The organism is Streptomyces sp. NPDC002734, assembly GCF_040295685.1.
Lineage (GTDB): Bacteria > Actinomycetota > Actinomycetes > Streptomycetales > Streptomycetaceae > Streptomyces.
Genome location: NZ_JBEOVU010000008.1, coordinates 12277 through 38678 on the forward strand (window position 1 = coordinate 12277; position 26402 = coordinate 38678).

General features: G+C 73.4%; 23 protein-coding genes. 7 read left to right on the forward strand and 16 right to left on the reverse strand.

Annotated features, from left to right (window positions below; all coding sequences use genetic code 11):
* Positions 1-386: 386 nt before the first annotated feature.
* Positions 387-1325, reverse strand: a complete 939-nt coding sequence (locus tag ABT026_RS09435) for a Ppx/GppA family phosphatase (RefSeq protein ID WP_351113545.1) — start codon at positions 1323-1325, stop codon at positions 387-389.
* A gap of 129 nt (positions 1326-1454) precedes the next feature.
* Between ABT026_RS09435 and ABT026_RS09440 the strand changes: the two genes are divergently transcribed.
* Positions 1455-2294: a DUF3109 family protein gene (locus ABT026_RS09440; protein ID WP_502967934.1), complete on the forward strand. Its 840-nt coding sequence runs from the start codon at positions 1455-1457 to the stop codon at positions 2292-2294.
* 54 nt (positions 2295-2348) lie between these two features.
* Here the strand turns inward: ABT026_RS09440 and ABT026_RS09445 are convergent, their stop codons facing one another.
* The gene (locus ABT026_RS09445; RefSeq protein WP_351113546.1) at positions 2349-4208 is read right to left on the reverse strand and encodes an RNA polymerase sigma factor; all 1860 of its coding nucleotides are present in this window, start codon (positions 4206-4208) and stop codon (positions 2349-2351) included.
* Positions 4209-4404: 196 nt separating this feature from the next.
* Between ABT026_RS09445 and radA the strand changes: the two genes are divergently transcribed.
* From radA to ABT026_RS09465, 4 genes are all read left to right on the forward strand, one after another.
* Positions 4405-5817, forward strand: coding sequence for a DNA repair protein RadA (gene radA, locus ABT026_RS09450; protein ID WP_351113547.1), 1413 nt, complete (start codon positions 4405-4407; stop codon positions 5815-5817).
* 81 nt (positions 5818-5898) lie between these two features.
* Positions 5899-7023 carry a DNA integrity scanning diadenylate cyclase DisA gene (disA, locus tag ABT026_RS09455; RefSeq protein WP_351113548.1) on the forward strand — a complete coding sequence of 375 codons (1125 nt, stop codon included), beginning with the start codon at positions 5899-5901 and terminating at the stop codon, positions 7021-7023.
* A 411-nt stretch (positions 7024-7434) separates the two neighbouring features.
* Complete coding sequence (locus ABT026_RS09460; protein WP_351113549.1) at positions 7435-8247, forward strand: MerR family transcriptional regulator; 813 nt, start codon at positions 7435-7437, stop codon at positions 8245-8247.
* Entirely contained in the window at positions 8244-9458 is a 1215-nt protein-coding gene (locus tag ABT026_RS09465) for a glycosyltransferase (RefSeq protein WP_351113550.1), read from the forward strand. The genes ABT026_RS09460 and ABT026_RS09465 overlap by 4 nt, the downstream gene beginning before the upstream one ends.
* Positions 9459-9543: 85 nt before the next feature.
* Here the strand turns inward: ABT026_RS09465 and ABT026_RS09470 are convergent, their stop codons facing one another.
* A complete protein-coding gene (locus ABT026_RS09470) occupies positions 9544-10419 on the reverse strand; it encodes a hypothetical protein (protein ID WP_351113551.1) in 876 nt (291 codons plus the stop codon).
* 172 nt (positions 10420-10591) lie between these two features.
* On the opposite strand from ABT026_RS09470, the gene ABT026_RS09475 reads away from it, so the two are divergent.
* Positions 10592-11539: an iron-sulfur binding domain-containing protein gene (locus ABT026_RS09475; protein WP_351113552.1), complete on the forward strand. Its 948-nt coding sequence runs from the start codon at positions 10592-10594 to the stop codon at positions 11537-11539.
* A 108-nt stretch (positions 11540-11647) separates the two neighbouring features.
* Here the strand turns inward: ABT026_RS09475 and ABT026_RS09480 are convergent, their stop codons facing one another.
* The 12 genes from ABT026_RS09480 to ABT026_RS09535 form a co-directional block, all read right to left on the reverse strand.
* A complete protein-coding gene (locus tag ABT026_RS09480; protein WP_351113553.1) occupies positions 11648-12250 on the reverse strand; it encodes a M23 family metallopeptidase in 603 nt (200 codons plus the stop codon).
* Positions 12251-12674: 424 nt separating this feature from the next.
* Positions 12675-15200: an ATP-dependent Clp protease ATP-binding subunit gene (locus ABT026_RS09485; RefSeq protein ID WP_351113555.1), complete on the reverse strand. Its 2526-nt coding sequence runs from the start codon at positions 15198-15200 to the stop codon at positions 12675-12677.
* A gap of 524 nt (positions 15201-15724) precedes the next feature.
* Positions 15725-16060 carry a histone-like nucleoid-structuring protein Lsr2 gene (locus tag ABT026_RS09490; RefSeq protein WP_351113556.1) on the reverse strand — a complete coding sequence of 112 codons (336 nt, stop codon included), beginning with the start codon at positions 16058-16060 and terminating at the stop codon, positions 15725-15727.
* Between the two features lie 345 nt (positions 16061-16405).
* A complete protein-coding gene (locus tag ABT026_RS09495) occupies positions 16406-16951 on the reverse strand; it encodes an amino-acid N-acetyltransferase (RefSeq protein ID WP_351113557.1) in 546 nt (181 codons plus the stop codon).
* A 9-nt stretch (positions 16952-16960) separates the two neighbouring features.
* Positions 16961-17380 carry a BlaI/MecI/CopY family transcriptional regulator gene (locus ABT026_RS09500; protein ID WP_351113558.1) on the reverse strand — a complete coding sequence of 140 codons (420 nt, stop codon included), beginning with the start codon at positions 17378-17380 and terminating at the stop codon, positions 16961-16963.
* A gap of 37 nt (positions 17381-17417) precedes the next feature.
* On the reverse strand, positions 17418-17588 hold the full coding sequence (locus tag ABT026_RS09505; RefSeq protein ID WP_351113559.1) for a hypothetical protein: 171 nt from the start codon (positions 17586-17588) through the stop codon (positions 17418-17420).
* A 26-nt stretch (positions 17589-17614) separates the two neighbouring features.
* A complete protein-coding gene (locus ABT026_RS09510; protein ID WP_351113560.1) occupies positions 17615-18415 on the reverse strand; it encodes a serine/threonine-protein kinase in 801 nt (266 codons plus the stop codon).
* A gap of 311 nt (positions 18416-18726) precedes the next feature.
* Positions 18727-19524 carry a type III pantothenate kinase gene (locus ABT026_RS09515; protein ID WP_351113561.1) on the reverse strand — a complete coding sequence of 266 codons (798 nt, stop codon included), beginning with the start codon at positions 19522-19524 and terminating at the stop codon, positions 18727-18729.
* Positions 19525-19535: 11 nt separating this feature from the next.
* Positions 19536-20585 carry a carboxylating nicotinate-nucleotide diphosphorylase gene (gene nadC / locus ABT026_RS09520; protein ID WP_351113562.1) on the reverse strand — a complete coding sequence of 350 codons (1050 nt, stop codon included), beginning with the start codon at positions 20583-20585 and terminating at the stop codon, positions 19536-19538.
* Positions 20582-22285, reverse strand: a complete 1704-nt coding sequence (locus tag ABT026_RS09525) for an L-aspartate oxidase (RefSeq protein WP_351113563.1) — start codon at positions 22283-22285, stop codon at positions 20582-20584. Before ABT026_RS09525 ends, nadC begins: the two co-directional genes overlap by 4 nt.
* A complete protein-coding gene (gene panC, locus ABT026_RS09530) occupies positions 22282-23328 on the reverse strand; it encodes a pantoate--beta-alanine ligase (RefSeq protein ID WP_351113564.1) in 1047 nt (348 codons plus the stop codon). Before panC ends, ABT026_RS09525 begins: the two co-directional genes overlap by 4 nt.
* Positions 23325-24299, reverse strand: coding sequence for a Rossmann-like and DUF2520 domain-containing protein (locus ABT026_RS09535; protein ID WP_351113565.1), 975 nt, complete (start codon positions 24297-24299; stop codon positions 23325-23327). Before ABT026_RS09535 ends, panC begins: the two co-directional genes overlap by 4 nt.
* Positions 24300-24478: 179 nt before the next feature.
* On the opposite strand from ABT026_RS09535, the gene ABT026_RS09540 reads away from it, so the two are divergent.
* The gene (locus ABT026_RS09540) at positions 24479-25642 is read left to right on the forward strand and encodes a threonine aldolase family protein (RefSeq protein ID WP_351113566.1); all 1164 of its coding nucleotides are present in this window, start codon (positions 24479-24481) and stop codon (positions 25640-25642) included.
* 62 nt (positions 25643-25704) lie between these two features.
* On the opposite strand, the gene ABT026_RS09545 is transcribed toward ABT026_RS09540, so the two are convergent.
* Entirely contained in the window at positions 25705-26337 is a 633-nt protein-coding gene (locus ABT026_RS09545; protein ID WP_351113567.1) for an AAA family ATPase, read from the reverse strand.
* Between the last annotated feature and the right edge of the window lie 65 nt (positions 26338-26402).

The following is a 26402-nucleotide window of genomic DNA, read 5'->3' on the forward strand; positions in this document are numbered from 1 at the left end:
CCCGGTGGGGGCGGGTCCTGTTCGGCGGCGGGGTCCCGGGCCGGGGGCGGGTGCGCGCCGCTGCCGGGTGCCGCCCGTGCGGGGGAGCTTCGAACGCGAGGGCCAGGGTTCCGCTCGGCCGGGGGCGACCCCGGCGGGGGCTGTCCTGTCCCGAAGAGGGGCCCGGCCGTGTGGGCCGCCCTGGCCCGGGGTTCCGGCCGGGGGGGCGGGTCCGAAGCCTGGCCGGGGCAGAAGCGTGAGCAGGTCCGAAGCCTGGGCGGGTCCGGAACCTGGGCAGGTCCGAAGCCTGGCCGGGTCCGAAGCCTGGCCGGGTCCGAAGCCTGGGCGGGTCACGGAACCGGGAAGTGGTCGCGGAACCGGGAAGTGGTCGCGGAACCGGGGGCGGGTCAGCGGTCCAGGGGGTCGAGGTGGTCGAGGCGGCGGAGGATGACGCCCTCGCGCAGGGCCCAGGGGCAGATCTCGACCCGTTCGACACCGAAGAGGTCCATGGCCGCCTCGGCGACCAGCGCTCCGGCGACCAGCTGACCGGCCCGTCCCTCGGCGACGCCGGGCAACTCGGCACGTTCCTGCTCGGTCATGGCCGCCAGCTTCGGCACCCACGCCTCCAGCGCGTCCCGGGTCAGTTCCCGCTGTACGTACAGGCCCTCGGCGGAGCGCGCGGCGCCCGCGAGGCGGGCCAGCTGGCGGAAGGTCTTGGAGGTGGCGACCACGTGGTCGGGGCTGCCGAGACGGGTGAACTCGCCCACGGTGCGGGCTATCTCGGTGCGGACGTGACGCCGCAGCGCCCGTATCTCCTCGGGTCCCGGCGGGTCGCTCGGCAGCCAGGCGCCGGTGAGCCGGCCCGCGCCGAGGGGCAGCGAGACGGCGGCGTCGGGCTCCTCGTCGATGCCGTAGGCGATCTCCAGCGAGCCGCCGCCGATGTCCAGCATCAGCAGGCGCCCGGCCGACCAGCCGAACCAGCGGCGGGCGGCGAGGAAGGTGAGCTTCGCCTCGTCCTCCCCGGACAGCACCCGCAGGGCCACGCCGGTTTCCCGGTGCACGCGTTCCAGCACCTCGTCGGCGTTGCGGGCGTCGCGCACGGCGGAGGTGGCGAAGGGCAGCAGCGCCTCGACGCCCTTGTCCTCGGCCGCGCGGGCCGCGTCCCGCACCACCCGGATCAGCCGGTCGACGCCCGCGGGGCCTATCCCCCCGTCGCCGTCGAGGAGTTGGGCGAGCCGGAGCTCGTCCTTCACCGAGTGGGCGGGGAGCGGGCACGCGCCGGGATGGGCGTCCACCACCAGCAGGTGGACCGTGTTGGAGCCCACGTCGAGCACACCAAGTCGCATACCGGGAAACGTAACCGGCGCCCGCTCCGGCAATCGTCCGAACTGTGGAGGAGGCGACTGTGAGGAACCCGACGTTTCGCGCAGCGCGGAGCCCGTGCGGTCCTGACCACTCCACTTACCCTTGGACGCGTGCCCAAGACGAAGAAGGCGAAGGACCAGAAGGCGGCCACGGCCAAGGCCTCGAAGCGGACGGCCCTGCCGCTGATCGAGGTGCCCGTCGCCGAGGACGACGAGAAGGGGCTCGACTTCCCGCGCGCGTGGGTGGAGTTCCCCGACCCGGCGGACGAGGAACAGGTCTTCCGCTGCGACCTGACGTGGCTGACCTCGCGCTGGAACTGCGTCTTCGGCAGCGGCTGCCACGGCATCCAGGCCGGCCGTGCCGCGGACGGCTGCTGCTCGCTGGGCGCGCACTTCTCCGACGAGGAGGACGAGCAGCGGGTCGCCGGCTTCGTGGAGCGGCTCACCCCGGACATCTGGCAGCACCACGCGGAGGGCGTCCTCGGCGGCTGGGTGGCCGAGGACGACGAGGGCTCCCGGCAGACCCGGCCCTACCAGGGCTCCTGCATCTTCCAGAACCGCCCCGGCTTCGAGGGCGGCGCGGGCTGCTCGCTGCACATCCTGGCGCTGCGCGAGGGGCGCGAGCCGCTGGAGACCAAGCCCGACGTGTGCTGGCAGCTGCCGGTGCGGCGGACCTTCGAGTGGATCGACCGGCCCGACGACACGCGGGTGCTTCAGGTCTCCATCGGTGAGTACGACCGGCGGGGCTGGGGACCGGGCGGGCACGACCTGCACTGGTGGTGCACGTCGGCGACGTCGGCGCACGGAGCGGGGGAGCCGGTGTACGTCTCCTACCGGGCGGAGCTCACGGAGTTGATGGGCAAGGCGGGGTACGACCGCCTGGTCGAGCTCTGCGAGGCCCGTCTCGCCGCCCCCCTCTTCGCCCCCCACCCGGCGGACCCGGCGGTCTGACCCGGCGGCCCGGCCACCCGGCGCCGGTCGGCCGCGAGCCGGCCCGCACGCCGGTCAGCCGGTGGACGGCGGGGCCGTCGGGGCCTGGTCGGACGGGACCGGTGCCGACGGGGGCGGGGACGAGGTGTCTCCGGGGGACGGATCGCCCGGGGACGGGGACGGGGACGGGTCGGAGGAGGACGGCGGAGGGGTCGAGGGGTCGGGGGGAGACGGCGTCGGGTCCGGGTCGACCGGAGGCGGCGACGTCGGCCCCGGCGAGGACGGCGGCGGCTCCTCCGGCGGCCGCCCGGGCCCCGGCTCCCCCGGCCCGGGCCCAGGTCCCGGTCCCGGCGACATCGCCCCCGCTCCCCGGATCACGACCACCGCACCCCCCGGTTCCACCCCCACCGTGGCCCGCCACGCGCCGGCCGGCTCCCGCAGCGCGTCCACGTGGACCCGGACCGTCACCGACTCCCCCGGGCGCAGCACGCCCGAGGAGCGGCTCAGGTACAGCCAGGACACTCCCGTGGACATCCGCCACCGCACGGAGGCGGCCTCCCGTCCGCCGCGCTCCGGCGCCGTCAGCGTGACGTACGTGACGTCGCCGGCGCCGAAGGCGGAGACCCGCAGTCCGTCCGCCGCACCGCCCACCCCCGCGCCGCCGCCCGGTCCGCCCGGCGGCGGCGAGCCGATCACCTCGACCGAGACGTCCGGCCCCCTTTCCGGCGTGGCCGCCCCGCTCCCCGGCACCGCGTTGGCGGTGTTCGCGTAGCCGCCGTCGTCGGTCGCGCCGATGTCGTCGGGGCCGGTGTCCGCCGCCGTGGCCGCCCGGTCCTCGGGGCTGCCGAAACCTTCCTCCACCCCTGTCGGGGCGCCTCTGCCGGCCACCCACATCGCGAGAACGGGTGCCGCCACCACCGTGGCGACCACCGTCGTGGTCACCGCCCGGCCCCGCATCCGGTGCCGCCGCGCCTCGTGGTCGGGAGGCGCGAGCGGGAACCCGCGCCGGTCGAAGCGGGGACCCCCGGCCGCCCCTCGCCGCCCCCGCGCTGCCTGTGCCGCCGCCTCCACGGCACCCCGTGGCGCCCGGAGCACCGGCAGCCGCTCGGGGGTGACCGAGGTCCCCGGCCAGCGCCCCGGCACCGCTCGCTCGGCGGCCCGGCGGCACCGCGGACAGTCGTCGACGTGACGGACCAGCTCGGTACGCATCGCCTCGCTCAGCACCCACCCGTCGTCCTGCCCGGTCAGCCGGACCACGCCCGGGCACCGCCCGGACTCCGCGGCCCCCACCGCGGCGCGGGTGCGCTCCACCTCGCAGGCGGCCGAGGCCAGCAGGTCCTGCGCGGCCGCCGGGGCGAGGCCCAGCACGGTGGCGACCTCATCGGCGGCCAGTCCGTGCCGCACCGCCAGCTCCAGCGCCTCGCGCTGCTCCGCGGAGGCGCCGGCCGCCTCGGGCCAGGCCAGCCGGGCCAGTTCGGAGCGGCGGCGCTCGCGCTCCTCGGGCGACGGCTCGACCGCCGGCGTCTCGGCGACGGGTACCGCGCCCCGCCGCGACCCGCGGTGCCGGTGCTGGTGTCGCCGCCGTCGCTTCTCGGCCAGTTCGCGCAGACAGGCCCAGCGGGCCAGCGCGTAGAGCCATGCCCGCCTGTCCCCCTCGGGCGCCCGGCCGCCGCGCCGCTCGGCGACGGCGAGGACCGCGCCGACGGCACAGGCCGCGGCGTCCTGGTCGCAGAGCACCGAGAGGCTGTACGTGTACAGCCCGTCGAGATGCGGCTCGCACTCCTGCGGGACGGAGGCGTCCGCGCGGCGCGCGGGGATACGTGGAGCGCTCGCACGGGCGTCCGCCGCGGAGGGGACGGTCCGGTCGCACTCCTCACCGTGCGCCGGGTGCGCGCCGGTGGTGCGGGTGGGGGTCTCCGGCCTGCTGCTCATCACCCGTGCGACCGTAGGGGCCCGCGGACGACCGTTCCTGCGGCCTTGAGCACTTTTAATCCATTCGGGTGAAACGATCCCTCATAAGGGGACGTGCGTTTACGTTTCTTCGCACTCTGCCCGACCGTTCCTGCCCCTTCGTGAACGCGGGCGCACGCTGTTGTCGGCGTTGTCGGTGCCGCCGGTTACGGTGTGCGGCATGGCTGCGCGCACCAAGTCGACCAAGGACCGTCCGTCCTACCGCTGCACGGAATGCGGCTGGCAGACGGCCAAATGGCTGGGCCGTTGCCCCGAATGCCAGGCGTGGGGGACGGTCGAGGAGTACGGCAACGCGCCCGCGGTCCGCACCACCGCCCCCGGCCGGGTCACCACCTCCGCCGTTCCCATCGGCCAGGTGGACGGCCGGCAGGCCACGGCCCGCACCACCGGCGTCCCGGAGCTGGACCGGGTGCTCGGCGGCGGCCTGGTCCCCGGAGCCGTGGTGCTGGTGGCGGGCGAGCCGGGCGTCGGCAAGTCCACGCTGCTGCTGGACGTCGCGGCCAAGTCGGCGAGCTCCGAGCACCGCACCCTCTACGTGACGGGCGAGGAGTCCGCCAGCCAGGTCCGGCTGCGCGCCGACCGCATCCACGCCATCCACGACGACCTCTACCTGGCCGCCGAGACGGACCTGTCCACGGTGCTCGGCCACATTGAGGCGGTCCAGCCCTCCCTGCTGATCCTCGACTCGGTGCAGACGGTCGCCTCTCCGGAGATCGACGGCGCGCCCGGCGGCATGGCGCAGGTCCGCGAGGTCGCGGGCGCGCTGATCCGCGCGTCCAAGGAGCGCGGCATGTCCACGCTTCTGGTCGGCCACGTGACGAAGGACGGCAGCATCGCCGGTCCGCGCCTGCTGGAGCACCTGGTGGACGTGGTCCTCAACTTCGAGGGCGACCGGCACGCCCGGCTGCGGCTGGTGCGCGGAGTGAAGAACCGGTACGGGACCACCGACGAGGTGGGCTGCTTCGAGCTGCACGACGAGGGCATCACCGGCCTGGCCGATCCCTCCGGCCTCTTCCTCACCCGTCGGGACGAGCCTGTGCCGGGCACCTGTCTGACGGTCACTCTGGAGGGCCGTCGCCCCTTGGTCGCCGAGGTGCAGGCGCTGACCGTCGACACCCAGATCCCCACCCCGCGGCGCACCACGTCCGGCCTGGAGACCTCCCGGGTCTCGATGATGCTGGCCGTGCTGGAGCAGCGCGGCCGGATCAAGGCGCTGGGCAAGCAGGACATCTACTCGGCCACCGTGGGCGGGGTGCGGCTCTCCGAGCCCGCCGCGGACCTGGCGATCGCCCTCGCGCTGGCCTCCGCGGCGAGCGACACCCCGCTGCCGAAGAACCTGGTGGCGATCGGCGAGGTGGGCCTGGCCGGAGAGGTGAGGAGGGTCACCGGCGTGCAGCGGCGTCTGGCCGAAGCGCACCGCCTCGGATTCACACATGCGCTGGTCCCGGCCGATCCGGGGAAGGTTCCTCAGGGAATGAAGGTGCTCGAAGTGGCCGACATGTCGGACGCGCTCAGGGTTCTGCCGCGCTCGCGTCAGCGAGAGCCCCGGCAGGAGGGTGAGGACCGCCGGTAGACTTTGCCCCGGTCTCGCCCGTCCGTGCGAAGTGTGCGTGTCGCGGGAGCGCCTGAAGAAGTCTGCGACCGGAGGAGAGCAGTGGCAGCCAACGACCGGGCCTCAGCTCCCGGAAAGTCCGGTGGGAGCTCCGGCGCCGACGGGCTGATGCGCGCCTCGCTGAGCGCGGTCGCGCCCGGCACCGCGCTGCGCGACGGCCTCGAGCGCGTGCTGCGCGGCAACACCGGCGGTCTGATCGTCCTCGGCTGGGACAAGACCGTCGAGACGATGTGCACCGGCGGTTTCGTCCTGGACGTCGAGTTCAGCGCGACGCGGCTGCGCGAGCTGTGCAAGCTCGACGGCGGCATCGTGCTGTCGACGGATTTCTCGAAGATCCTGCGGGCGGGCGTGCAGCTGGTGCCCGACCCGACCATCCCCACGGAGGAGACCGGCACCCGGCACCGCACGGCGGACCGGGTCAGCAAGCAGGTCGGCTTCCCCGTGGTCTCGGTGTCCCAGTCGATGCGGCTGATCGCGCTGTACGTCGACGGGCAGCGGCGGGTCCTGGAGGACTCGGCCGCGATCCTCTCCCGCGCCAACCAGGCGCTGGCCACGCTGGAGCGGTACAAGCTCCGGCTGGACGAGGTCGCCGGGACGCTCTCCGCGCTGGAGATCGAGGACCTGGTGACGGTGCGGGACGTCTCCGCGGTCGCGCAGCGGCTGGAGATGGTGCGCCGGATCGCCACCGAGATCGCCGAGTACGTGGTGGAGCTGGGCACCGACGGGCGTCTGCTGGCCCTTCAGCTGGACGAGCTGATCGCCGGCGTCGAGCCGGAGCGGGAGCTGATCGTCCGGGACTACGTGCCCGAGCCGACGCCGAAGCGGTCCCGCACGGTGGACGAGGCGCTGTCCGAGCTGGACGCGCTCGGCCACACGGAGCTGCTGGACATCGCGACGGTGGCGCGGGCGCTGGGGTACACGGGGTCGCCGGAGGCGCTGGACTCGGCGGTCTCGCCGCGGGGCTTCCGGCTGCTGGCGAAGGTGCCGCGTCTGCCGGGGGCGATCATCGACCGGCTGGTCGAGCATTTCGGTGGGCTGCAGAAGCTCCTCGCGGCCAGTGTCGACGACCTGCAGACCGTCGACGGGGTCGGCGAGGCGCGGGCCCGCAGCGTCCGCGAGGGCCTCTCCCGCCTCGCGGAGTCCTCCATCCTCGAGCGATACGTCTGATCCTTTCCCGCCCTTCCCGGGGCGGGTCCTCCGCGCACCTGCGGGGGGTTCCGCCCCGGGGGCGGGCTCGCCTTGCCGAGCCGGAACGCCTCTCGGGGCCGGAGCGGATTGCCGTGGCCTGGTCGCCTGCCGTGACTGGAGCGCCGTCCCCTGTCCGGGACGCACGCCTCAGCCTGTCCCAGGTCGACTGCTCCCGTCCCTGCACCTGCCCCCGCTCCCCCTCGGAGCCCGCGGGCCCTCCGACCTGTGCCCGGTGGCCGGTGGCCGGTGGCCGGTGACCGGGTCGCCTCGTGGGGCGCCCTGTCACCCGCTGCCGCCGCGGCGGGAGCGGCGTGGGCACCCGCCGCGAGCGCGGGTTGACCCTCCCCCTACGTCAGGCCCGAGGCTGTGTCCCGACGAAAGGCGAGGTGGATGAGCTACTCCGTGGGGCAGGTCTCGGCGTTCGCCGGGGTGACGGTGCGCACGCTGCACCACTACGACAAGGCCGGCCTGCTCTCGCCCAGTGAGCGCAACCCCGCCGGATACCGCCTCTACGGCGAGGCCGACCTGGTCCGTCTCCAGCAGATCCTCTTCTACCGGGAGCTCGGCTTCCCCCTCGACGAGATCGCCACGATCCTCGAGGATCCGCAGGGCAGCGCCCTGGAGCGGCTCCGGGCCCGGCAGCGGCAGCTGAGCGAGGAGATCGCCAGGCTGCAGCGGCTGGCCGAGGTGGCGGAGCGGGCGATCGAGGTCCAGAGGACCGGGGTGTCGCTGACTCCCGAGGAACGCTTCGAGGTCTTCGGCGAGGTCGCCTTCGACCTGAGCTACGCCACCGAGGCGGAGCTGAAGTGGGCGCGTTCCGACGGACAGCGCGAGGCGATGGCCCGCGCGGCCGCCCACACCAAGGACGACTGGCGCCGGCTCATGCAGGAGTCCGCCAGCTGGCGCGCGGAGCTGCTCGCGGCGTTCGACGAGGGCTGTCCGAGCGACGGGGAACGGGCCATGGACCTCGCCGAGGAGCACCGCCTGCACGTCGCGCGCTGGTTCACCGCCTGCCCGCCCGACATGCACCGGCGCATCGCGGACGACTTCGTCGCCGACCCGCGCGCGTTCGCCCTGGTCGTACCGCCGTCGCAGCAGCGTCCGGGCCTGGCCGCCTACACGTGCGAGGCGGTCCACGCCAACGCGGTACGCCTCGCCGGTACCGGTACCGGTAGCGCCGTCGAGGAGGACCGGGACCGATGAGGATCCTGATCGCCGCGGCCGGATCGCGCGGCGACGTCGCGCCCTACACGGGACTGGGCGCCGCCCTGCGCCGGGCCGGGTACGACGTCGCCCTCGCCGCCCCGGAGACCTTCGCGCCCCTCGTGCACGACGCCGGGCTGGAATTCCGCCGCCTGCCCGCCGACACCCGGGCGGGTGGCGGCGGGACCGGCCGACGTGACCTGATGCGGACCGCTGCCGCGTTCGTCACCGACCTGGGGCGGGGCTTCGCCGACGCGGTGGGCGAGGACACGGACCTGCTCCTGCTGTCGGCCACGACGGCCCCGCTCGGCTGGCACCTCGCCGAGGCCACGCGCATCCCGAGCCTCGGCGTGTACCTCCAGCCCACCGCGCCGACCGGCGACTTCCCGCCCGTCGTCACCGGCTCCCGCTCGCTGGGACGCCTCGCCAACCGGGCGGCCGGGCGCTTCGCCCTGGGGATGACCGACCGCCTCTACGCACCGGCGGTCGCGGAGCTGCGCCGACGCCTCGGGCTGCCCCCGGCCTCCCCTTCCGGGACACGTCGTCGGCAGGAGCAGGCGAACTGGCCGATCCTGCACGGCTTCAGCACCGCCCTGGTGCCCCGTCCGGCCGACTGGCGCCCCGGTCTTCAGGTGGTGGGCAACTGGTGGCCGCATCACGAGCCGTCCGAGCGGCTGCCGGCCGAGCTCGAGGACTTCCTGTGCGCGGGACCCCCGCCCGTCCTGGTCGGCTTCGGGAGCATGGCGTCCGGCCACGGGGAGCGGCTGAGCGAGATCGCCGCACGAGCCCTGCGCCGCGCCGGGCTGCGGGGGATCCTCCAGGCCGGCAGCGCCGGGCTCGCCGCCGACGGGGACGACGTCCTCACCGTCAGGGACCTGCCGCACGCGCTGCTGTTCCCACGGCTGGCAGCGGTGGTCCACCACGGCGGGGCCGGCACCTCGGCCGCAGCGCTGCGCGCCGGAGTTCCCGCGGTCACCGTGCCGGTGACCGCGGACCAGCCGTTCTGGGCGGGCCGGCTCGCCGCCCTCGGCGCGGCCACCGGCCCCCTCCCCTTCACGTCCCTCACCGTCGAACGGCTTGCCGACGCACTCGACCGGGTGGTGAGGCAGCAGTCGTACGGCCGGGCCGCCGCGGGAGCGGCGGGCCGTCTGGCGGCGGAGGACGGGGCGGCTCAGACCGTGGAAGCCGTCCGGCGGCTGGTCGGCGGGTGACGCGGCTCCCGCGCCGGCACGCCGCCGCCGCCGGGGGAAGGCGCCGGGCCCGCCGGGTCGGTTCGGGCCCGTCAGGTGGGTCGGGTCAGTCGGACTTGAGGGTGAAGGTGGCCTGGAGCGGGCTGGAGGTGGCCCCGCTCTTCGCGACGACCAGGTACGTGCCCGCCCCCGCGCTCCCCTTCGGCGCCGTCTCGCACTTGTCGGCGTCGCTCGGTTTGCGGTCCCACTCCACCTCGTACGTGATCTCCCCGTCCTTCGGCACGCGGAACAGCAGCGCCCCGCTGTCCGGGCAGTCCGCCGAGGACCAGTAGGTCTCGTCGTCGTCCGCGTTGGCCTTGGTGATCTTCAGGACCGCGGCACGCGGTCCGAGGTCGATCCGGCAGTCGCTGCCCGAGGTGTTGGTGACCGTCAGCCGCAGCACCGGCTTCTCGTCGTCCTCGTAGGACTTCCGCACGCTCCGCAGCGACATGCGGACATCGTTCCGCCCGCACGCCGCGAGGGAGGTGTCGCCGGGCAGCCGGTTCACCGAGCTGGTCCAGCCCTTCCCGGAGCTGCCGGACCCGCTGCCGGAGGAACCCGGGCCGCCGTCCGCCGCCCCGCCGCCGTCGCCCGAGCCACCGCCCGCGCCGTCACCCTCGCCACCCGCACCGGACGTGCCGCCGGCGTCGGCGCCCGACGTCCCGCCGGAGGACGCGCCGTCGGAGGAACCGCCCGTGCCGGACCCGCCCTCACCCGGGGGGTCGTCGATCGCGGGACCGGACCCGGAGGGACCAGGGGTGATCGAGGGAGCCGGGTTCTTGCCGTCGGGGCCGCCCGACGAGCCGTCCGATCTGCCCCCGCCACCGGCGAACAGCCAGGCGGCGAGTCCCGCCAGCGCGAGCAGCACGACAAGAAAGGCACCCCTCCGTCGCCAGTAGATGGAGGAGGGAAGCGGCCCGACCGGATTGCGCAGTGATCCCACGGCGCAAACTGTACGAGAGATCGACGTCACTCAAGGCGGCACCCGCCGTGCGGACGACAACTTTTCCGGATCATCATCCTGGTATGCGGTTCCCACACCCTGAGGCACTTCCAACGGGTGATGGATTGCGCACATCGGGTGACCCCGGGGTCGTGGCAGGATCGATGACGTCATGACCGCACCCACACAGCACGAGCCGTCCGCCCCGCGGGACACCGCGACGCGGGCCGCCTCCAGCACCGACGCCCTCCCCCTCCACACCCCCGTGATCGCCTGGTTCGAGGCGAACGCCCGCGACCTGCCGTGGCGCCGCCCCGAGGCCGGCGCCTGGGGGGTGATGGTCAGCGAGTTCATGCTCCAGCAGACCCCGGTCACCCGGGTGCTGCCGGTGTACGAGCAGTGGCTGGCCCGCTGGCCCCGTCCCGCCGACCTGGCCGCCGAGGCGCCGGGCGAGGCGGTGCGGGCCTGGGGCCGGCTCGGCTATCCGCGCCGCGCGCTGCGCCTGCACGGCGCGGCCGTCGCCATCACCGAGCGGCACGGCGGAGAGGTCCCCTCCGACCACGCCGAACTGCTCGCGCTGCCCGGAGTCGGCGAGTACACCGCCGCCGCCGTCGCCTCCTTCGCCTTCGGCCGGCGTCACGCGGTGCTCGACACCAACGTCCGCCGGGTCCTGGCCCGCGCCGTGACCGGCGTCCAGTACCCGCCCAACGCCACCACGGCGGCCGAGCGCCGGCTGGCGGCATCCCTGCTGCCGGCCGAGGACGGCACGGCGGCACGGTGGGCGGCGGCCTCGATGGAACTGGGCGCGCTGATCTGCACCGCGCGCAACGAGAGCTGCCACCGCTGCCCGATCTCCGCCCGCTGCGCCTGGCTGGGGGCCGGTAAGCCCGAGCACGACGGACCGCCGCGCCGCGGCCAGACCTACGCGGGCACGGACCGCCAGGTGCGCGGCAAGCTCCTCGCGGTGCTGCGCGCGGCCGAGGGCCCGGTTCCGCAGGCGGCGCTGGACGCGGTGTGGGACGAGCCGGTGCAGCGGGCCCGGGCGCTGGACGGTCTGGTGGCGGACGGCCTGGTGGAACCGCTCGCGGACGGCATGTACCGCCTGCCCGGCGGGCCGTGAGGCGGAAGGCGGAAGGCGCGCAGGCATGCGGAAGGCCCCGGCAGCGATGCTGCCGGGGCCTTCCGCATGTTCGATACGTCGCGCCTCGCGTCACCCGCCCGCGGTCGGTCAGACCTTGACGCCCTTGGCGGCGAGGAACTGGACCGGGTTGACCGCGGTGCCGTAGTTGGCGCTGGTGCGGATCTCGAAGTGCAGGTGAGGACCGCTGGAGTTGCCGGTGTTGCCGGACAGGGCGATCTGCTCGCCGGTGTTCACCTTCTCGCCGACGCTCACCTGCACCTTGGAGAGGTGGGCGTACTGCGAGTAGGTGCCGTTGCCGTGCTTGATGACGACGGCGTTGCCGTAGGCGGGGCCGTCACCGGCGCCCCAGCCGCCGGCCTTGACGACGGTGCCCTCGTGGACCGCGAAGACCTTGGTGCCGGTCGGGACGGCGAAGTCCTGGCCGGAGTGCTTGTGCGCCCACATGCCGCCGTTCTGGGCGAAGCTGGCGGACAGCTTGTACTTCTGGACCGGGTCGACCCAGGCGTTGCCCTTGGGCGCCTTGGCGCTCACCTGCGTGGCGGCCGCAGGCGTGCCGGCGGTGGGGGCGCCGGCAGCAGTCGCGACTCCGGCACCGAGAACGACCGAGGCTCCGAGGCCGGCGGCGACGACCGCGGCGCGGGTGCGGAGGGCGGTCGTACCGGAGGTGCGGAGCGTGACGTGCTTGAACATGAAGAACCCTTTGTTCGGGGACGGGATCGCCGGCGGAGTGAGACCCGGAACCGGAGGAGGTCCGGTCTCGCCGTCGGCCATACCTTGGTAACCCGATCGGGTCAGTCCTGACAATCGTGTGATCTACGACGATGCGTAGTATCCGCCTCGGATCGACACATTCAGGCACAAAGAGTTCATTTGTTAATTATTCGGACTATGGCCAGGTGGGAGAGGCCGCGACGGCGCTCCGCATCCCCGCCGGGCAGCCGGGGCGCCTACTAGGCGGCTTCGTACGTGACCTGGGTCGCGTGCCCCACCTCACCGGCCGGCCCCGTCCGGGAGGCCGTGACTGTGGCCCCGTGCACAGCCTCGGGGAACGCCGAAGGGCCGGTGCGGAAGCTCCGCACCGGCCCTTCGGGTCACTCGGGTGACGCTACTGGCGTTACGCGTCCTTGCTCAGGTTCGTGCTGCCGCCCGCGGCCTGCTCGACCGGCGGGACGTCCGGCAGCGCGGCCTTCTCCTCGCCGCGGAAGGTGAAGGTCTGCTCGTCGCCCTCGCCCTCCGTGTCGACGACCACGATGTGGCCGGGACGCAGCTCGCCGAAGAGGATCTTCTCCGAGAGGGTGTCCTCGACCTCGCGCTGGATGGTCCGGCGCAGCGGCCGGGCGCCCAGCACCGGGTCGTAGCCCTTCTTCGACAGCAGCTCCTTGGCGGACTGGGAGAGCTCGAGGCCCATGTCCCGGTCCTTCAGGCGCTCGTCCACCTTGCCGATCATCAGGTCGACGATCCGCAGGATGTCCGCCTGCGTGAGCTGCGGGAAGACCACCACGTCGTCGACGCGGTTGAGGAACTCGGGACGGAAGTGCTGCTTGAGCTCGTCCGAGACCTTGTTCTTCATGCGCTCGTAGTTGGTCTTCGTGTCGCCCTGGGCGGCGAAGCCCAGGTTGAAGCCCTTGGAGATGTCCCGGGTGCCGAGGTTGGTCGTCATGATGATGACCGTGTTCTTGAAGTCCACGACCCGGCCCTGGGAGTCGGTCAGGCGACCGTCCTCCAGGATCTGCAGCAGCGAGTTGAAGATGTCCGGGTGCGCCTTCTCGACCTCGTCGAAGAGGACCACGGAGAACGGCTTGCGGCGGACCTTCTCGGTCAGCTGGCCGCCCTCCTCGTAGCCCACGTATCCGGGCGGGGAACCGAAGAGACGCGAGACCGTGTGCTTCTCGCTGAACTCCGACATGTCGAGGGAGATCAGCGCGTCCTCGTCACCGAAGAGGAACTCGGCGAGCGCCTTGGACAGCTCGGTCTTACCGACACCGGACGGACCGGCGAAGATGAACGAGCCACCGGGACGCTTCGGGTCCTTCAGGCCGGCACGGGTACGGCGGATCGCCTTGGAGAGCGCCTTGACGGCGTCGTTCTGGCCGATGACCCGCTTGTGGAGCTCGTCCTCCATGCGGAGCAGGCGGCTGGACTCCTCCTCGGTCAGCTTGAAGACCGGGATGCCCGTGGCGGTGGCGAGGACCTCGGCGATCAGGTCGCCGTCGACCTCGGCCACGACGTCCATGTCGCCGGCCTTCCACTCCTTCTCCCGCTTGGCCTTCGCGGCGAGGAGCTGCTTCTCCTTGTCGCGCAGGGAGGCGGCCTTCTCGAAGTCCTGCGAGTCGATCGCGGACTCCTTGTCGCGGCGGACGCCGGCGATCTTCTCGTCGAACTCGCGGAGGTCCGGCGGCGCGGTCATCCGGCGGATGCGCATCCGGGATCCGGCCTCGTCGATCAGGTCGATCGCCTTGTCCGGCAGGAAGCGGTCCGAGATGTACCGGTCGGCCAGGGTGGCGGCCTGGACCAGCGCCTCGTCGGTGATGGAGACACGGTGGTGCGCCTCGTACCGGTCGCGCAGGCCCTTGAGGATCTCGATGGTGTGCGGCAGCGACGGCTCCGCGACCTGGATGGGCTGGAAGCGGCGCTCGAGGGCGGCGTCCTTCTCCAGGTGCTTGCGGTACTCGTCGAGCGTGGTGGCGCCGATGGTCTGGAGCTCACCGCGGGCCAGCATCGGCTTGAGGATGCTGGCGGCGTCGATCGCGCCCTCGGCGGCGCCCGCACCCACGAGCGTGTGCAGCTCGTCGATGAACAGGATGATGTCGCCGCGGGTGCGGATCTCCTTGAGCACCTTCTTCAGGCGCTCCTCGAAGTCACCGCGGTAGCGGGAGCCGGCGACCAGGGCGCCGAGGTCCAGGGTGTAGAGGTGCTTGTCCTTGAGGGTCTCGGGCACCTCGCCCTTGACGATGGCCTGGGCGAGGCCCTCGACGACGGCGGTCTTGCCGACGCCGGGCTCACCGATCAGCACCGGGTTGTTCTTGGTGCGGCGGGACAGCACCTGCATGACCCGCTCGATCTCCTTCTCGCGCCCGATGACCGGGTCGAGCTTGGACTCACGAGCGGCCTGGGTGAGGTTCCGGCCGAACTGGTCGAGGACCAGGGAGGTCGAGGGGGTGCCCTCGGCGGGACCGCCGGCGGTGGCGGCCTCCTTGCTCCCCGAGTAGCCCGACAGCAGCTGGATGACCTGCTGGCGGACACGGTTGAGGTCTGCGCCCAGCTTGACGAGGACCTGGGCGGCGACGCCCTCGCCCTCGCGGATCAGGCCGAGCAGGATGTGCTCCGTGCCGATGTAGTTGTGGCCCAGCTGAAGGGCCTCGCGGAGCGACAGCTCCAGGACCTTCTTGGCACGGGGGGTGAAGGGGATGTGGCCGGACGGGGCCTGCTGGCCCTGACCGATGATCTCCTCCACCTGCTGGCGGACCGCCTCGAGCGAAATCCCGAGGCTCTCCAGGGCCTTAGCGGCGACACCCTCACCCTCGTGGATCAGGCCCAGGAGGATGTGCTCGGTGCCGATGTAGTTGTGGTTGAGCATCCGGGCTTCTTCCTGAGCCAGGACGACAACCCGCCGCGCGCGGTCGGTGAACCTCTCGAACATCGTTAATCGCTCCTCAGAGCGGTCAGGCAGTAAGGGGGCTGTCCCCTTCCTGTCCTTCCGCAGCTTAGTCCCGCAAGCGGGGACCGCTCATTCCAACTGCCGACACCGTCCTTGGCCTCCTGACCCGGAACGCCGACATCTGCTCCAACCCGATGGTGCGAGACGATGTTCCCGCAGGCCAGGCACTTACGTCCTCCACCAGTACGCCGATGGCGAACGGAAGACGGCCTGTCCTGCGTGTCGCCCCCTCCCACTAGGGATGTCTTACCCGCTTCGACCGACAGTCCATGCGGCGCACCCCGGTCCCCTCCGCTACGGGCGAACAACCTTGCGCCGCTCCGCCGACCTGAGCACCCCCGTTCCGGTTACACAGCGCGTTCGAAACGCGTTTCGTGCGAACGTTCCGTGAGGGCGCCGGAGGGCGGGCGACGCCGGAGAGGCGACCCGCGGGGCCCGGAACGGCAGAGAGCCGCGCGAGGGCGGCTCTCCGGCATGCGACGGGACCTGCAGCCATGGGTGGGCCGTCAGCCGTTGGCCTTCTCGTAGGCCTCACGGATCTTCGCCGGCACACGGCCGCGGTCGTTGACCTCGAGACCCTGCTCCTTGGCCCAAGCACGGATCTGGGCCGTCTCCTGGCTGCTGCCGGCCGCCGCGCGCGTCTTGGTGCGACCGCCGGAGGCACGGCCGCCGGTGCGGCGTCCGCTCTTCACGTAGGGCTCGAGCAGGCCGCGCAGCTTGTCGGCGTTGGCGGTCGTGAGGTCGATCTCGTAGGTCTTGCCGTCCAGCGCGAACGTCACCGTCTCGTCCGCCTCGCCGCCGTCGAGGTCGTCGACAAGAAGGACCTGAACCTTCTGTGCCACCGCATTTCCTTTCATCGATAACCCTGGGGCGGCTCCGGGCGGAGCCGTTTCGCCGTCCCTTGTTATATGCAGTACTGCAGTACGCCGGAAAGCAAACCGCTTTTGCCTGAAAAACACAAACCCCCGGGAGAGACCAGCGCCCGCGACCGCTCCCGAAAACCCTCCCCTTCCGGACATAGGGAACCGGCGAAGAGCGGGGAAGGGTCCGGGAAGAGCCGGAAGAGGACCGGGAAGGGCCGTGAAGGGCGGGGAAGAGGACCCGCAAGAGCCGGGAAGAGGGACCGCCCGGAATACCTCACACCGTGAAGACGGCGAGAAGACCGGGCGGCCGGAGCCCGGAGAAGATCACAGATGCAGAAGCATCCGGCTGTTGCCCAGGGTGTTCGGTTTCACTCGTTCGAGTCCGAGGAACTCCGCGACGCCCTCGTCATAGGAACGCAGCAGCTCGGCGTACACATCGGTGTCGACCGGAGTCTCACCGATCTCGACGAACCCGTGGCGGCCGAAGAACTCGACTTCGAAGGTGAGACAGAAAACGCGGCGCACACCGAGCCAACGGGCGGTCTGCAACAGCTTCTTCAGCAACTGGTGACCCACGCCGGCGCCCTTCAGCGCCGGGTTCACGGCGAGAGTGCGCACTTCGGCGAGGTCTTCCCACATCACGTGCAGCGCGCCGCAGCCGACCACCTCGGCGTTGTCGTCGCGTTCCGCCACCCAGAACTCCTGGATGTCCTCGTAAAGCGTGACGGTCGCTTTGTCGAGCAAGGTGCCGTCACGGGTGTATGCGTCGAGGAGTCGCCGGAGCGCAGGAACATCACCGGTCCTGGCCCGGCGCACGGTGAAAGCCTTGCTGCTGACTTCGCTGCTGACTTCGGAACGCTCCACTGACATGTCCGGACGTTATCTCCCGGAACCGTCCTCCGCCGACCCGGGGGTGTTCTCCTCGCCCGGGGCGGCCTCGGGGCCGTGCGCGACGCGGAGTGCGTCACGGACCATGCCGCGCTGGTCCTCGTTCATCATCCCGAAGAAGGCCACCAGAGCGGCGGTGGGATTGTCGCTGCGGGACCAGGCGTCGTTCATCAGCGCGGCGGCGTAGGCGGCGCGACTGGAGACCGCCTCATATCGATAGGCCCGGCCTTCCGCGTGGCGGCGGACCCAGCCCTTGCGCTGGAGATTGTCGAGAACGGTCATCACCGTGGTGTAGGCGAGGGACCGTTCCTTCTGGAGGTCTTCCAGGACTTCCCGAACGGTCACGGGCCGGTTCCACTTCCAGATCCGACTCATGACCGCGTCTTCGAGTTCTCCCAGGGGTTTCGGCATGGAAGAACGTTAGTCCCGAATCACCCCGCGAAGGGCGTCAGGACTCCTCGCGGCGGGGGGTGGCCTGAGCCTGGGCCAGGGCCGCGTCCACCGCCGCGTCCTCCTTGGCCTTGTTGGCCCCGCCCTGGGTCTTGATGATCACCCGGATGACGCCGAGGAAGAAGACGGCCATCACGGCGGGGGGCAGAAGCGCGGAGACGTAGTCCATGGCTCCAGGGTAGCCACCCCCGCCGGTCAGCCCGCCGCCAGCCGCCCCTGGGAGGGGTCCTGCGGCGGGGAGGAGGGGGGCGAGGACGGCTTGCGGCGCGGGAAGACCTCACCCGGCGTGGGGATCGGCCGCCCCGGCGCGGGCTGCCCGGGGCGCTGTGGGTCGGGAGAGGGGGACGGTTCGGGGCGGTCGTCCGCTCCGTCCCCGTCGCCCTCGCCGTCGCCCTCGGCGCTCAGGCCGCCCGGCAGGGCCAGCAGCCGGGTGCGCGCCGCGGGGACGGCGTGCTGCACGGCCGGACCGGGGAACGGGGCGGGCTCGGCCGCAGGGCGCCTGCCGGTGGGGACCGTGGCGGTGGCCGGGACCGGGACCAGTTCCGGCCGGACGGCGGTGGCCGGCTCGGTGCCCTGGGCGGGCAGCACCGGCAGGGACAGGGGGGTGGGGGCGGGGAGCGGGGCCGGGAGGGCGGGCGCGTCGCAGCGCCGCAGCAGCGCGGCGGCCAGGGGGTTGCCGCTCAGGGCGCGGAGCGCGGCCAGGTCCTCCCGTTCCGGGTGGTGGCCCGCGTCCAGCGCCTCGCGCAGGAGACGGAGGTAGCCGGTGACGGTGCCCGGGAGGGCGGCGCGGTAGCGGACCAGGTCGGCCAGGAGGAAGGCGCGCTGCCGGGCGGCCTCCCGCGTCACCTCGTCGACCGCGTCGGCGAGGCGCAGGCAGTCCTGGACCTCCTGGGGGGAGGCGGGGCGGGGGTGCAGGGCGAGGGCGAGGGCACGGCGGAGCACGCGCAGCTCTTGCGGGCCGAACGCCATGCCGCGGGATCCGTAGGGCGTGGGCATGGCGTGACCATACGCGCCAATCAGACAATCATGGACATATTTCCATCGGCGCGCCGCCCGACCGCGTCCGACCGGAGGCATGCCGCACGCGGGCCTCGCCCCGCCCCTTCGCGGCGGCCTCGCGCGGCGGCCCTTAGCGGCAGGAAGCGCAGGCTGCGGTCCGCCCCCGGAAAGGGCCGCGCCCCGGTCCCGGGAAGGGAGCGGGGCGCGGGGCGCGGGCGGGGCGCGGGCGCGGGCGGGGCCGGAGGTCGCACGGGCCGAGGCGGCCGGGCGCGGCGGGGCCAGGCGCTCAGGCCGGCCGGGGCCGGAGGTCAGGGGCGGTTGACGTTGCGCTCGTAGACGAGCCGGAGCCCTATCAGGGTGAGCCACGGCTCGTGCTCGTCGATCACCGTGGACTCGCCCAGCACCATCGGCGCCAGGCCGCCCGTCGCGATCACCGTCACGTCGTCGGGATCGTCCGCCAGCTCGCGGGCCATCCGCTCGACGACCCCGTCGACCTGCCCGGCGAAGCCGTACACGATGCCCGACTGCATGGCCTCGACCGTGTTGCGCCCGATCACGCTCCGCGGACGCGCGACCTCGATCTTCCGCAGCTGCGCGCCCTTGACGCCGAGCGCCTCCACGGAGATCTCGATGCCCGGCGCGATGACGCCGCCGATGTACTGCCCCTTGGCGCTGACCGCGTCGAAGGTGGTGGCGGTGCCGAAGTCGACCACGATGGCCGGCCCGCCGAAGAGCTCGGCGGCGGCGACCGCGTTGATGATGCGGTCCGCCCCGACCTCCTTGGGGTTGTCGGTGAGGATGGGCACGCCCGTCTTGACGCCCGGCTCGACGATCACCGCGGGCACGTCTCCGTAGTAACGCCGCGTCACCTCGCGCAGCTCGTGCAGCACGGACGGCACGGTGGCGCAGATGGCGATGCCGTCGATGCCCTCGCCGAGCTCGCCGCCGAGCAGCGGGTGCGCCCCCATCAGGCCCTGCATCAGCACGGCCAGCTCGTCGGCGGTGCGGCGCGGGTCGGTGGAGATGCGCCAGTGCTCGATGATCTCGGCGCCGTCGAACAGCCCCAGCACGGTGTGCGTGTTGCCCACGTCGATCGTCAGAAGCATGGCTGCTGCCCCTACTCCGAGTCGTTCTGCTCGGTGCCCTGGGCCTCACGGAGGTCCAGGCCGATGTCCAGGATCGGCGAGGAGTGCGTGAGCGCCCCCACCGCCAGGTGGTCGACACCGGTGTCGGCGTAGGCCTTGGCGTTCTCCAGGGTGAGACGGCCGGACGCCTCCAGCTTGGCCCGGCCGGCGGTGACGGCGACCGCCTCCGCGCACTCGGCGGGCGTGAAGTTGTCCAGCAGGACCAGGTCGGCGCCCGCGTCCAGCACCTCGCGGAGCTGGTGCAGGGTGTCCACCTCGACCTCGATCGGCAGCTCGGGGAAGCGCTCGCGCACCGCCCGGAACGCCTCGGCCACGCCGCCTGCGCCGACCACGTGGTTGTCCTTCACGAGGGCGGCGTCGGAGAGGGACATCCGGTGGTTGACGCCGCCGCCGCAGCGCACCGCGTACTTCTCCAGGGAGCGCAGGCCGGGCGTGGTCTTGCGGGTGTCCCGGACCGTCGCCTTGGTGCCTTCGAGGGCGTCGGCCCAGGCGCGGGTGGCGGTGGCGATGCCGGAGAGGCGGCACAGGATGTTGAGCGCGCTGCGCTCGGCCGTCAGCAGGTCACGCGTACGGGTGGTCACCGACAGCAGTTTCTGCCCGGCCTCCACACGGTCGCCGTCCTCGGCGTGCCGCTCCACCTCGAACTCGTCGGAGGCGACCACCGAGATCACCGCCTCGGCGATCCGCAGCCCGGCCGCCACCCCCGCCTCACGGGCGGTGAAGTCGGCGGTGGCGACGGCCTCCTCGGGGATGGTGGCCCAGGTGGTGACGTCCACGCCGCCGTCGAGGTCCTCGGCCACCGCCATGGTCGCGATGTCCTCGACCTCGGCCGGGTCGAGACCGGCCTCGGTCAGCAGCTCCGCGAGGGCGGGGTCGAGGCCGCACTCGTAGTCGTCGAACTCGTGGTCGTCGCCGGAGCCGCAGGCGCAGCCGTCGCCGCAGCCGCCGCCGTCGGCGAGGGGGAGGCCGGCGCCGGTCGGATCGGACGCGGCGGTCGGGTCGGAGGGTGCGGAGGCGCTCACTTCTTCACTGCTCCTGTGGGAGAGGTGACCGGTGCGAAGCCCGGTCCGTCGGTGGTGTGCACGGCGAGCGTACGGCCCTCGCCGAGTCGGACGACGATGTGGCGGCGCCACCCCTCGTCGTCCCGGTCGGGTCGGTCCTCGCGCCAGTGGCAGCCGCGGGTCTCCTCGCGGCGGCGGGCCGCCTCGACGAGAACCCGGGCGACCAGCAGGAGGTTGGCCGTCTCCCAGGTCTCGGTGCCCGGCACCGGCCGCTTGCCATTGCCGTCGGCGGCCGCGGTGTGCAGCGCGGCCAGGTCCTCCGCGGCCCGTCGCAGGGAGTCCGCGGAGCGGAGCACGCCGGCGCCGACGGTCATGATCCGCTGGACGGCGGACCGGTCCTCGGCGGAGGGCAGCGGCTGGGTGGCAGCCGCCTCCGGCACGACCGGACCGGGCGCGCCGGGGCTCGTACGCGCCCGGGACGTGATGTCCGCGGCGATGCGTTCGGCGTAGACCAGCCCTTCGAGCAGCGAGTTGGAGGCGAGCCGGTTGGCGCCGTGGACGCCGGTGCAGGCGACCTCGCCGCAGGCGTAGAGGCCGGGCACGGTGGTGCGGCCGTCGGCGTCGGTGCGGACGCCGCCGGAGGCGTAGTGGGCGGCCGGGGCGACCGGGATCGGCTCGGTGACCGGGTCGATGCCGTGCGTCCGGCAGGCGGCCAGGATGGTCGGGAAGCGGTGCTCCCACATCTCGGCGCCGAAGTGGCGGGCGTCGAGGTACATGTGCGCGGCGCCCGTCTCCTGCATCCGGCGCGTGATGCCCTTGGCCACGATGTCCCTCGGCGCCAGCTCGGCCAGCTCGTGCTGACCGAGCATGAAGCGCACGCCGTCGGCGTCGACGAGGTGGGCGCCCTCGCCGCGGACCGCCTCGGAGACCAGCGGCTGCTGGCCCTCGGCGTCCGCGCCGAGGAAGAGGACGGTCGGGTGGAACTGGACGAACTCCAGGTCGCTGACCTCGGCGCCGGCCCGCAGCGCCAGCGCCACGCCGTCGCCGGTGGACACCGACGGGTTGGTGGTCGCCGCGAACACCTGGCCCATGCCGCCGGTGGCGAGGACCACGGCGGGCGCGTGGACGGCGCCGACGCCGTCGTGGGCGCCCTCGCCCATCACGTGCAGGGTGACGCCGGCGGTGCGCCCCTCGGCGTCGGTGAGCAGGTCGAGCACCAGTGCGTGCTCGATGGTGCGCAGGCCACGGGCCTGGACCGCCTCGACCAGGGCGCGGGACACCTCCGCCCCGGTGGCGTCGCCGCCGGCGTGCGCGATGCGGTTGCGGTGGTGGCCGCCCTCACGGGTCAGCGCGATCTCGCCGACCGCGTCGGTGTCGAAGCGGGCGCCGGTGGAGATCAGGCGGCGCACCGCGGCCGGTCCCTCGGTGACCAGCAGGCGCACGGCCTCCTCGTCGCACAGCCCGGCCCCGGCGACCAGGGTGTCGTCGAGGTGCTGCTCGGGGGTGTCGCCCTCGCCGAGGGCGGCGGCTATGCCGCCCTGGGCCCAGCGGGTGGACCCGGCGTCGAGCCGGGCCTTGGTGACGACGACGGTGCGCAGCCCGGCGGCCTCGCAGCGCAGCGCGGCGGTCAGGCCGGCCACGCCGGAGCCCACGACCACCACGTCGGCGTCGATGGACCAGCCCGGGGCGGGGGCGGGCAGGCGTATCGCGGTGCGGGTCACGGGGCGTCTCCGTCTTCCGGGCCGGGCTCGCGACCCCCGTCGGGGGCGAAGGTGAGCGGCAGGTTGTCGATCAGCCGGGTCGAGCCGACCCTGGCGGCGACGGCGAGCACGGCCTCGCCGGTGTGGTCGTCGGCGACCTCGGTGAAGTCGGCGGGGTCGACCAGGGCCAGGTAGTCCAGCTCGAGCGGGGGCTCGGCCTTGGCGGCCTCGTCGAGCACCAGAAGGGCGGCGTCCCGGACCGCGGCGGGCCCGGAGGTCCTGCCGCCGGCGGCGGCCAGCGCGTGCGCGTCGGCGGCCTCCCGGGACTCCCCGAGCCGCTCCAGCGCGGCGGCGCGGGCCTCGGTGGACGGGACCTCCTGCGCGCGGGCGCGCAGCGCCTCCAGGGCGGCCAGCCGGTCCCGGCCCGCGAAAAGGGCGCGGGACAGGGCCAGGGCGGTGCGCCGCTCGCCGGCGGAGAGGTAGCGGTTGCGGCTGGAGAGGGCCAGCCCGTCGTCCTCGCGGACAGTGGGCACGGCGACGATCTCCACGCCGAAGTTCAGGTCGCGGACCATGCGCCGGATGAGCGCCAGCTGCTGGGCGTCCTTCTGGCCGTAGAGGGCGACGTCCGGGCGGGTGAGGTGGAGCAGCTTGCCGACGACGGTGAGCATCCCGTCGAAGTGGCCGGGCCGGGAGGCCCCCTCCAGGCGGGTGCCCATGGGGCCGGCGGTGATCCGCACCTGCGGTTCGCCGCCGGGGTAGACCTCGTCGACCGACGGCGCGAACACCACGTCGGCGCCGGCGGCTGCCGCGATCCGCACGTCGGAGTCCAGGGTGCGCGGGTAGCGGTCGAGGTCCTCGCCCGCCCCGAACTGCAACGGGTTGACGAAGACGGTGACGACGACCTCGCCCTGCGGTCCGGCGGCCCGGCGGGCCGTGCGGACCAGACCGGCGTGGCCTTCGTGCAGGGCGCCCATGGTCATCACGACGGCCCGGCGTCCGGTGCGCGGGCGGGCCGCCAGCTGGGCGGCGGTGTGCAGCAGCTCGGGCTTGCCGGCCTGGGTCATCGGTCGTCCTCCCCGTCGTCGCCGGTGGTCCCGCCGGTCCCCCGGGGGCCTTCGGTGCGGTCCGTGCCGTCCTCGCCGAGTACCCCGAGGAGCTCCTCGGCGAGTTCGGGCTTGAGCAGCCCGGCGGCCAGCGCCCGGTCGGCGGTGGCGCGGGCCAGGGCCAGGTAGCCCGGCAGGGTCTGCGGGGCGTTGCGGCGGAGCTGCTCCACGTGCGCGGCGACCGTGCCCGCGTCACCTCGGGAGACGGGGCCGGTGAGGGCGGCGTCGCCGGAGCGCAGGGCATTGTCCAGGGCGGCGCCCAGCAGCGGGCCGAGCATCCGGTCCGGGGCGCCCACCCCGGCGGCGGCGAGCAGTTCCATGGACTGGGCGACCAGGGTGATCAGGTGGTTGGAGCCGAGGGCCAGGGCCGCGTGGTAGAGCGGGCGGTTCTGCTCCTCGATCCACTCGGGCTCCCCGCCCATCTCGACCACCAGCGCCTCGGCCGCCAGCCGGAGCTGCTCGGGGGCGGTGACGCCGAAGGAGCAGCCGGCCAGGCGCTGCACGTCGACCGCGGTGCCGGTGAAGGTCATCGCGGGGTGCAGGGCGAGCGGCAGGCCCCCGGCGCGCAGCGCGGGCTCCAGGACGCCGACGCCGTACCGGCCCGAGGTGTGCACGAGGAGCTGGCCGGGGCGGACCGCGCCGGTCTCGGCGAGGCCCTGGACCAGGCCGGGCAGGACGTCGTCGGGGACGGTGAGCAGGACCAGCTCGGAGCGGGCCAGCACCTCGGCGGGCGTGACCAGCGGAACGTCCGGCAGCAGCTCGGCGGCGCGGCGGCGGGAGGCGTCGGAGACGCCCGAGACGGCCACCGGGCGGTGCCCGGCGAGCTGGAGGGAGGCCGCCAGCGCCGGGCCGACGCGGCCGGCGCCCACGACGCCGACGGCGAGCCGCGCGGGGCGGTCCCTGGGGTCAGGGGGGTGGAGGTGTGTGGTCACGCGAGGAGAGCCTTCCCGTTCCAGTCCGCTCGGGGTACCGGACGATTTCTCGTCATGTTAACGCGATCCCTCGCACCCGGTCCGGTTGTCCACAGGCTGCAGTCGGTCTCTTCCCGTCGTCCACAGGGAGTTGTCCACAGGCCCGGCAGGCGCTTGCGCAGAGGAGGATGATCGCTTTCATGAACGACATGAACGACAGTGCGAAGGAGCAGGCGGCGCGGCGATCCCGGCGTCTGGAGCTGTACCGCTCATCCGTGCGGACGCTCTCCTGGACGGCCCACTCGGCCACCCTGCGCGAGCAGCTGGAGGACCTGGTGAGGGAGGCGGGCGCCGTCCACGACCTGGACGAGCCCGCGGACGTCTACGGCAACGGGGTGGTCGAGGCCCTGGAGGGCCGGGTGGCGGGTCTGCTCGGCATGGAGGACGCGGCGTTCTTCCCGACGGGCACCATGGCACAACAGGTCGCGCTGCGCTGCTGGGCGGGGCGGACGGGCAACCGCGCGGTGGCCCTGCACCCCCTGGCCCACCCCGAGGTGCACGAGCGGAACGCGTTCGGTGAGGTCAGCGGCCTGCGCACGCTACGGCTGACGGACGAGCCGCGGCTTCCCACGCCGCAGGAGATCCACGACCTCGGCGAGCCGTTCGGCGCCCTGATGCTGGAGCTGCCGCTGCGGGACGCCGGCTTCGTGCTGCCCACCTGGGAGGAGCTGACGGCCACCGTGGCGGCCGCCCGGGAGCTGGACGCGGTCGTCCACTTCGACGGCGCCCGCCTGTGGGAGTCGACGGTGCACCTCGGTCACTCGCTGGAGGAGATCGCCGGCCTCGCGGACTCGGTGTACGTCTCGTTCTACAAGTCGCTGCAGGGCCTCTCAGGCGCGGTGCTGGCCGGTCCGGCCTCGCTGGTGGCGGAGGCCAAGGTGTGGCGGCACCGGTACGGCGGGCTGGCCTTCCAGCAGTTCCCGGCCGCGTTGTCGGCGCTGGTCGGACTGGAGCGGGAGCTGCCCCGGCTGCCGGAGTACGTGGCGCACGCGAAGGTGGTGGCCCAGGCGCTGGCGGAAGGGCTGGCCGAGGGCGGCGTGCCCTGGTCGCGGGTCCACCCCGAGCCGCCGCACACCCATCAGTTCCAGGTGTGGCTGCCCCACTCGCGCGAGGTGCTGGAGGACGCGGCCCTCGCTCAGGGTGAGGAGACCGGACGCATGCTCTTCATGAGTTCCTGGACGGCCCAGGGACCCGGGATCGCGTACCACGAGATGACGGTGAGCTCCCCCGGGCTGGACTGGGACGCGGAGGAGGTACGAGAGGCGGCCCGCGACTTCGCGCGGCGGCTTCCCGCACGGGGCTGACACCCGGCGGGCGTCCGCGGGTGCGCGGGGGTGCTCACCGCGGCCGGACGGGGCGGCGGCGGTCAGTCGAACCGGATGTGCCGCAGTCCGACCCGGGCCCGGCGCCAGCTGTTGACCAGTGGTCCGCCCCGGTTGGGGCGGAGCGTCAGACCCGCCAGCACGGCGATGCGGTCCGCCGTCCTCGGGACGGTGAAGTCGTCCGTCCACAGGTGCTCGGCGAACTCCGGCTCCCGCAGGCGCTCCAGCGTGTCGTCGAGCCGCCGCACCGCCCAGCTCTCGGTGCGCCGGAGCTTGCGCTCCCCCGCCAGGCGCCCCAGCAGTCGTCCGAGACCACGCTCACGCAACCGCCGCAGCACGGTCTCCCGTTGTGCGAGGAGGGTGAAGTGCTTGACGTCGTGTCCGAGTTCGGCGAGCCGTCCGACGGTCTGCGCGAAGTACTCCGGGTCGGTCACGGTCATCGGGGCGATCACCACGCCCTCGTGCCGGGTGAGGGCGAGGTCGAGCACCTCCACCACGCCCTGCCGCCAGGAGACCAGGTCCTGGAAGTCGCCGCGCAGGCCGGGAGGCGTCATCCGGTGCAGGCCGAATCCGAGGTGCTCGGGGTCGCAGACCACGCTGCCCGGCAGCCGTCGGTGGATCTCGTGTGCGGTCTGTGTCTTGCCGCCCCCGAAAGGGCCGTTGATCCACAGGAGCATGGGCGCAATCTAGTGGCCGCGCGCCCGGCGCGGGCCCGGTCGCGACAATCCGCGGCCCGCCGCCC

Bases quoted from the DNA above. Each gene is read 5' to 3' on its own strand.
- ABT026_RS09435 (WP_351113545.1), bottom strand. From the start codon at position 1,325: ATGCGACTTGGTGTGCTCGACGTGGGCTCCAACACGGTCCACCTGCTG.
- radA (WP_351113547.1), top strand. From the start codon at position 4,405: ATGGCTGCGCGCACCAAGTCGACCAAGGACCGTCCGTCCTACCGCTGC.
- ABT026_RS09460 (WP_351113549.1), top strand. From the start codon at position 7,435: ATGAGCTACTCCGTGGGGCAGGTCTCGGCGTTCGCCGGGGTGACGGTG.
- ABT026_RS09465 (WP_351113550.1), top strand. From the start codon at position 8,244: ATGAGGATCCTGATCGCCGCGGCCGGATCGCGCGGCGACGTCGCGCCC.
- ABT026_RS09475 (WP_351113552.1), top strand. From the start codon at position 10,592: ATGACCGCACCCACACAGCACGAGCCGTCCGCCCCGCGGGACACCGCG.
- ABT026_RS09480 (WP_351113553.1), bottom strand. From the start codon at position 12,250: ATGTTCAAGCACGTCACGCTCCGCACCTCCGGTACGACCGCCCTCCGC.
- ABT026_RS09485 (WP_351113555.1), bottom strand. From the start codon at position 15,200: ATGTTCGAGAGGTTCACCGACCGCGCGCGGCGGGTTGTCGTCCTGGCT.
- ABT026_RS09495 (WP_351113557.1), bottom strand. From the start codon at position 16,951: ATGTCAGTGGAGCGTTCCGAAGTCAGCAGCGAAGTCAGCAGCAAGGCT.
- ABT026_RS09500 (WP_351113558.1), bottom strand. From the start codon at position 17,380: ATGCCGAAACCCCTGGGAGAACTCGAAGACGCGGTCATGAGTCGGATC.
- ABT026_RS09505 (WP_351113559.1), bottom strand. From the start codon at position 17,588: ATGGACTACGTCTCCGCGCTTCTGCCCCCCGCCGTGATGGCCGTCTTC.
- ABT026_RS09510 (WP_351113560.1), bottom strand. From the start codon at position 18,415: ATGCCCACGCCCTACGGATCCCGCGGCATGGCGTTCGGCCCGCAAGAG.
- ABT026_RS09515 (WP_351113561.1), bottom strand. From the start codon at position 19,524: ATGCTTCTGACGATCGACGTGGGCAACACGCACACCGTGCTGGGGCTG.
- panC (WP_351113564.1), bottom strand. From the start codon at position 23,328: ATGACCCAGGCCGGCAAGCCCGAGCTGCTGCACACCGCCGCCCAGCTG.
- ABT026_RS09540 (WP_351113566.1), top strand. From the start codon at position 24,479: ATGAACGACATGAACGACAGTGCGAAGGAGCAGGCGGCGCGGCGATCC.
- ABT026_RS09545 (WP_351113567.1), bottom strand. From the start codon at position 26,337: ATGCTCCTGTGGATCAACGGCCCTTTCGGGGGCGGCAAGACACAGACC.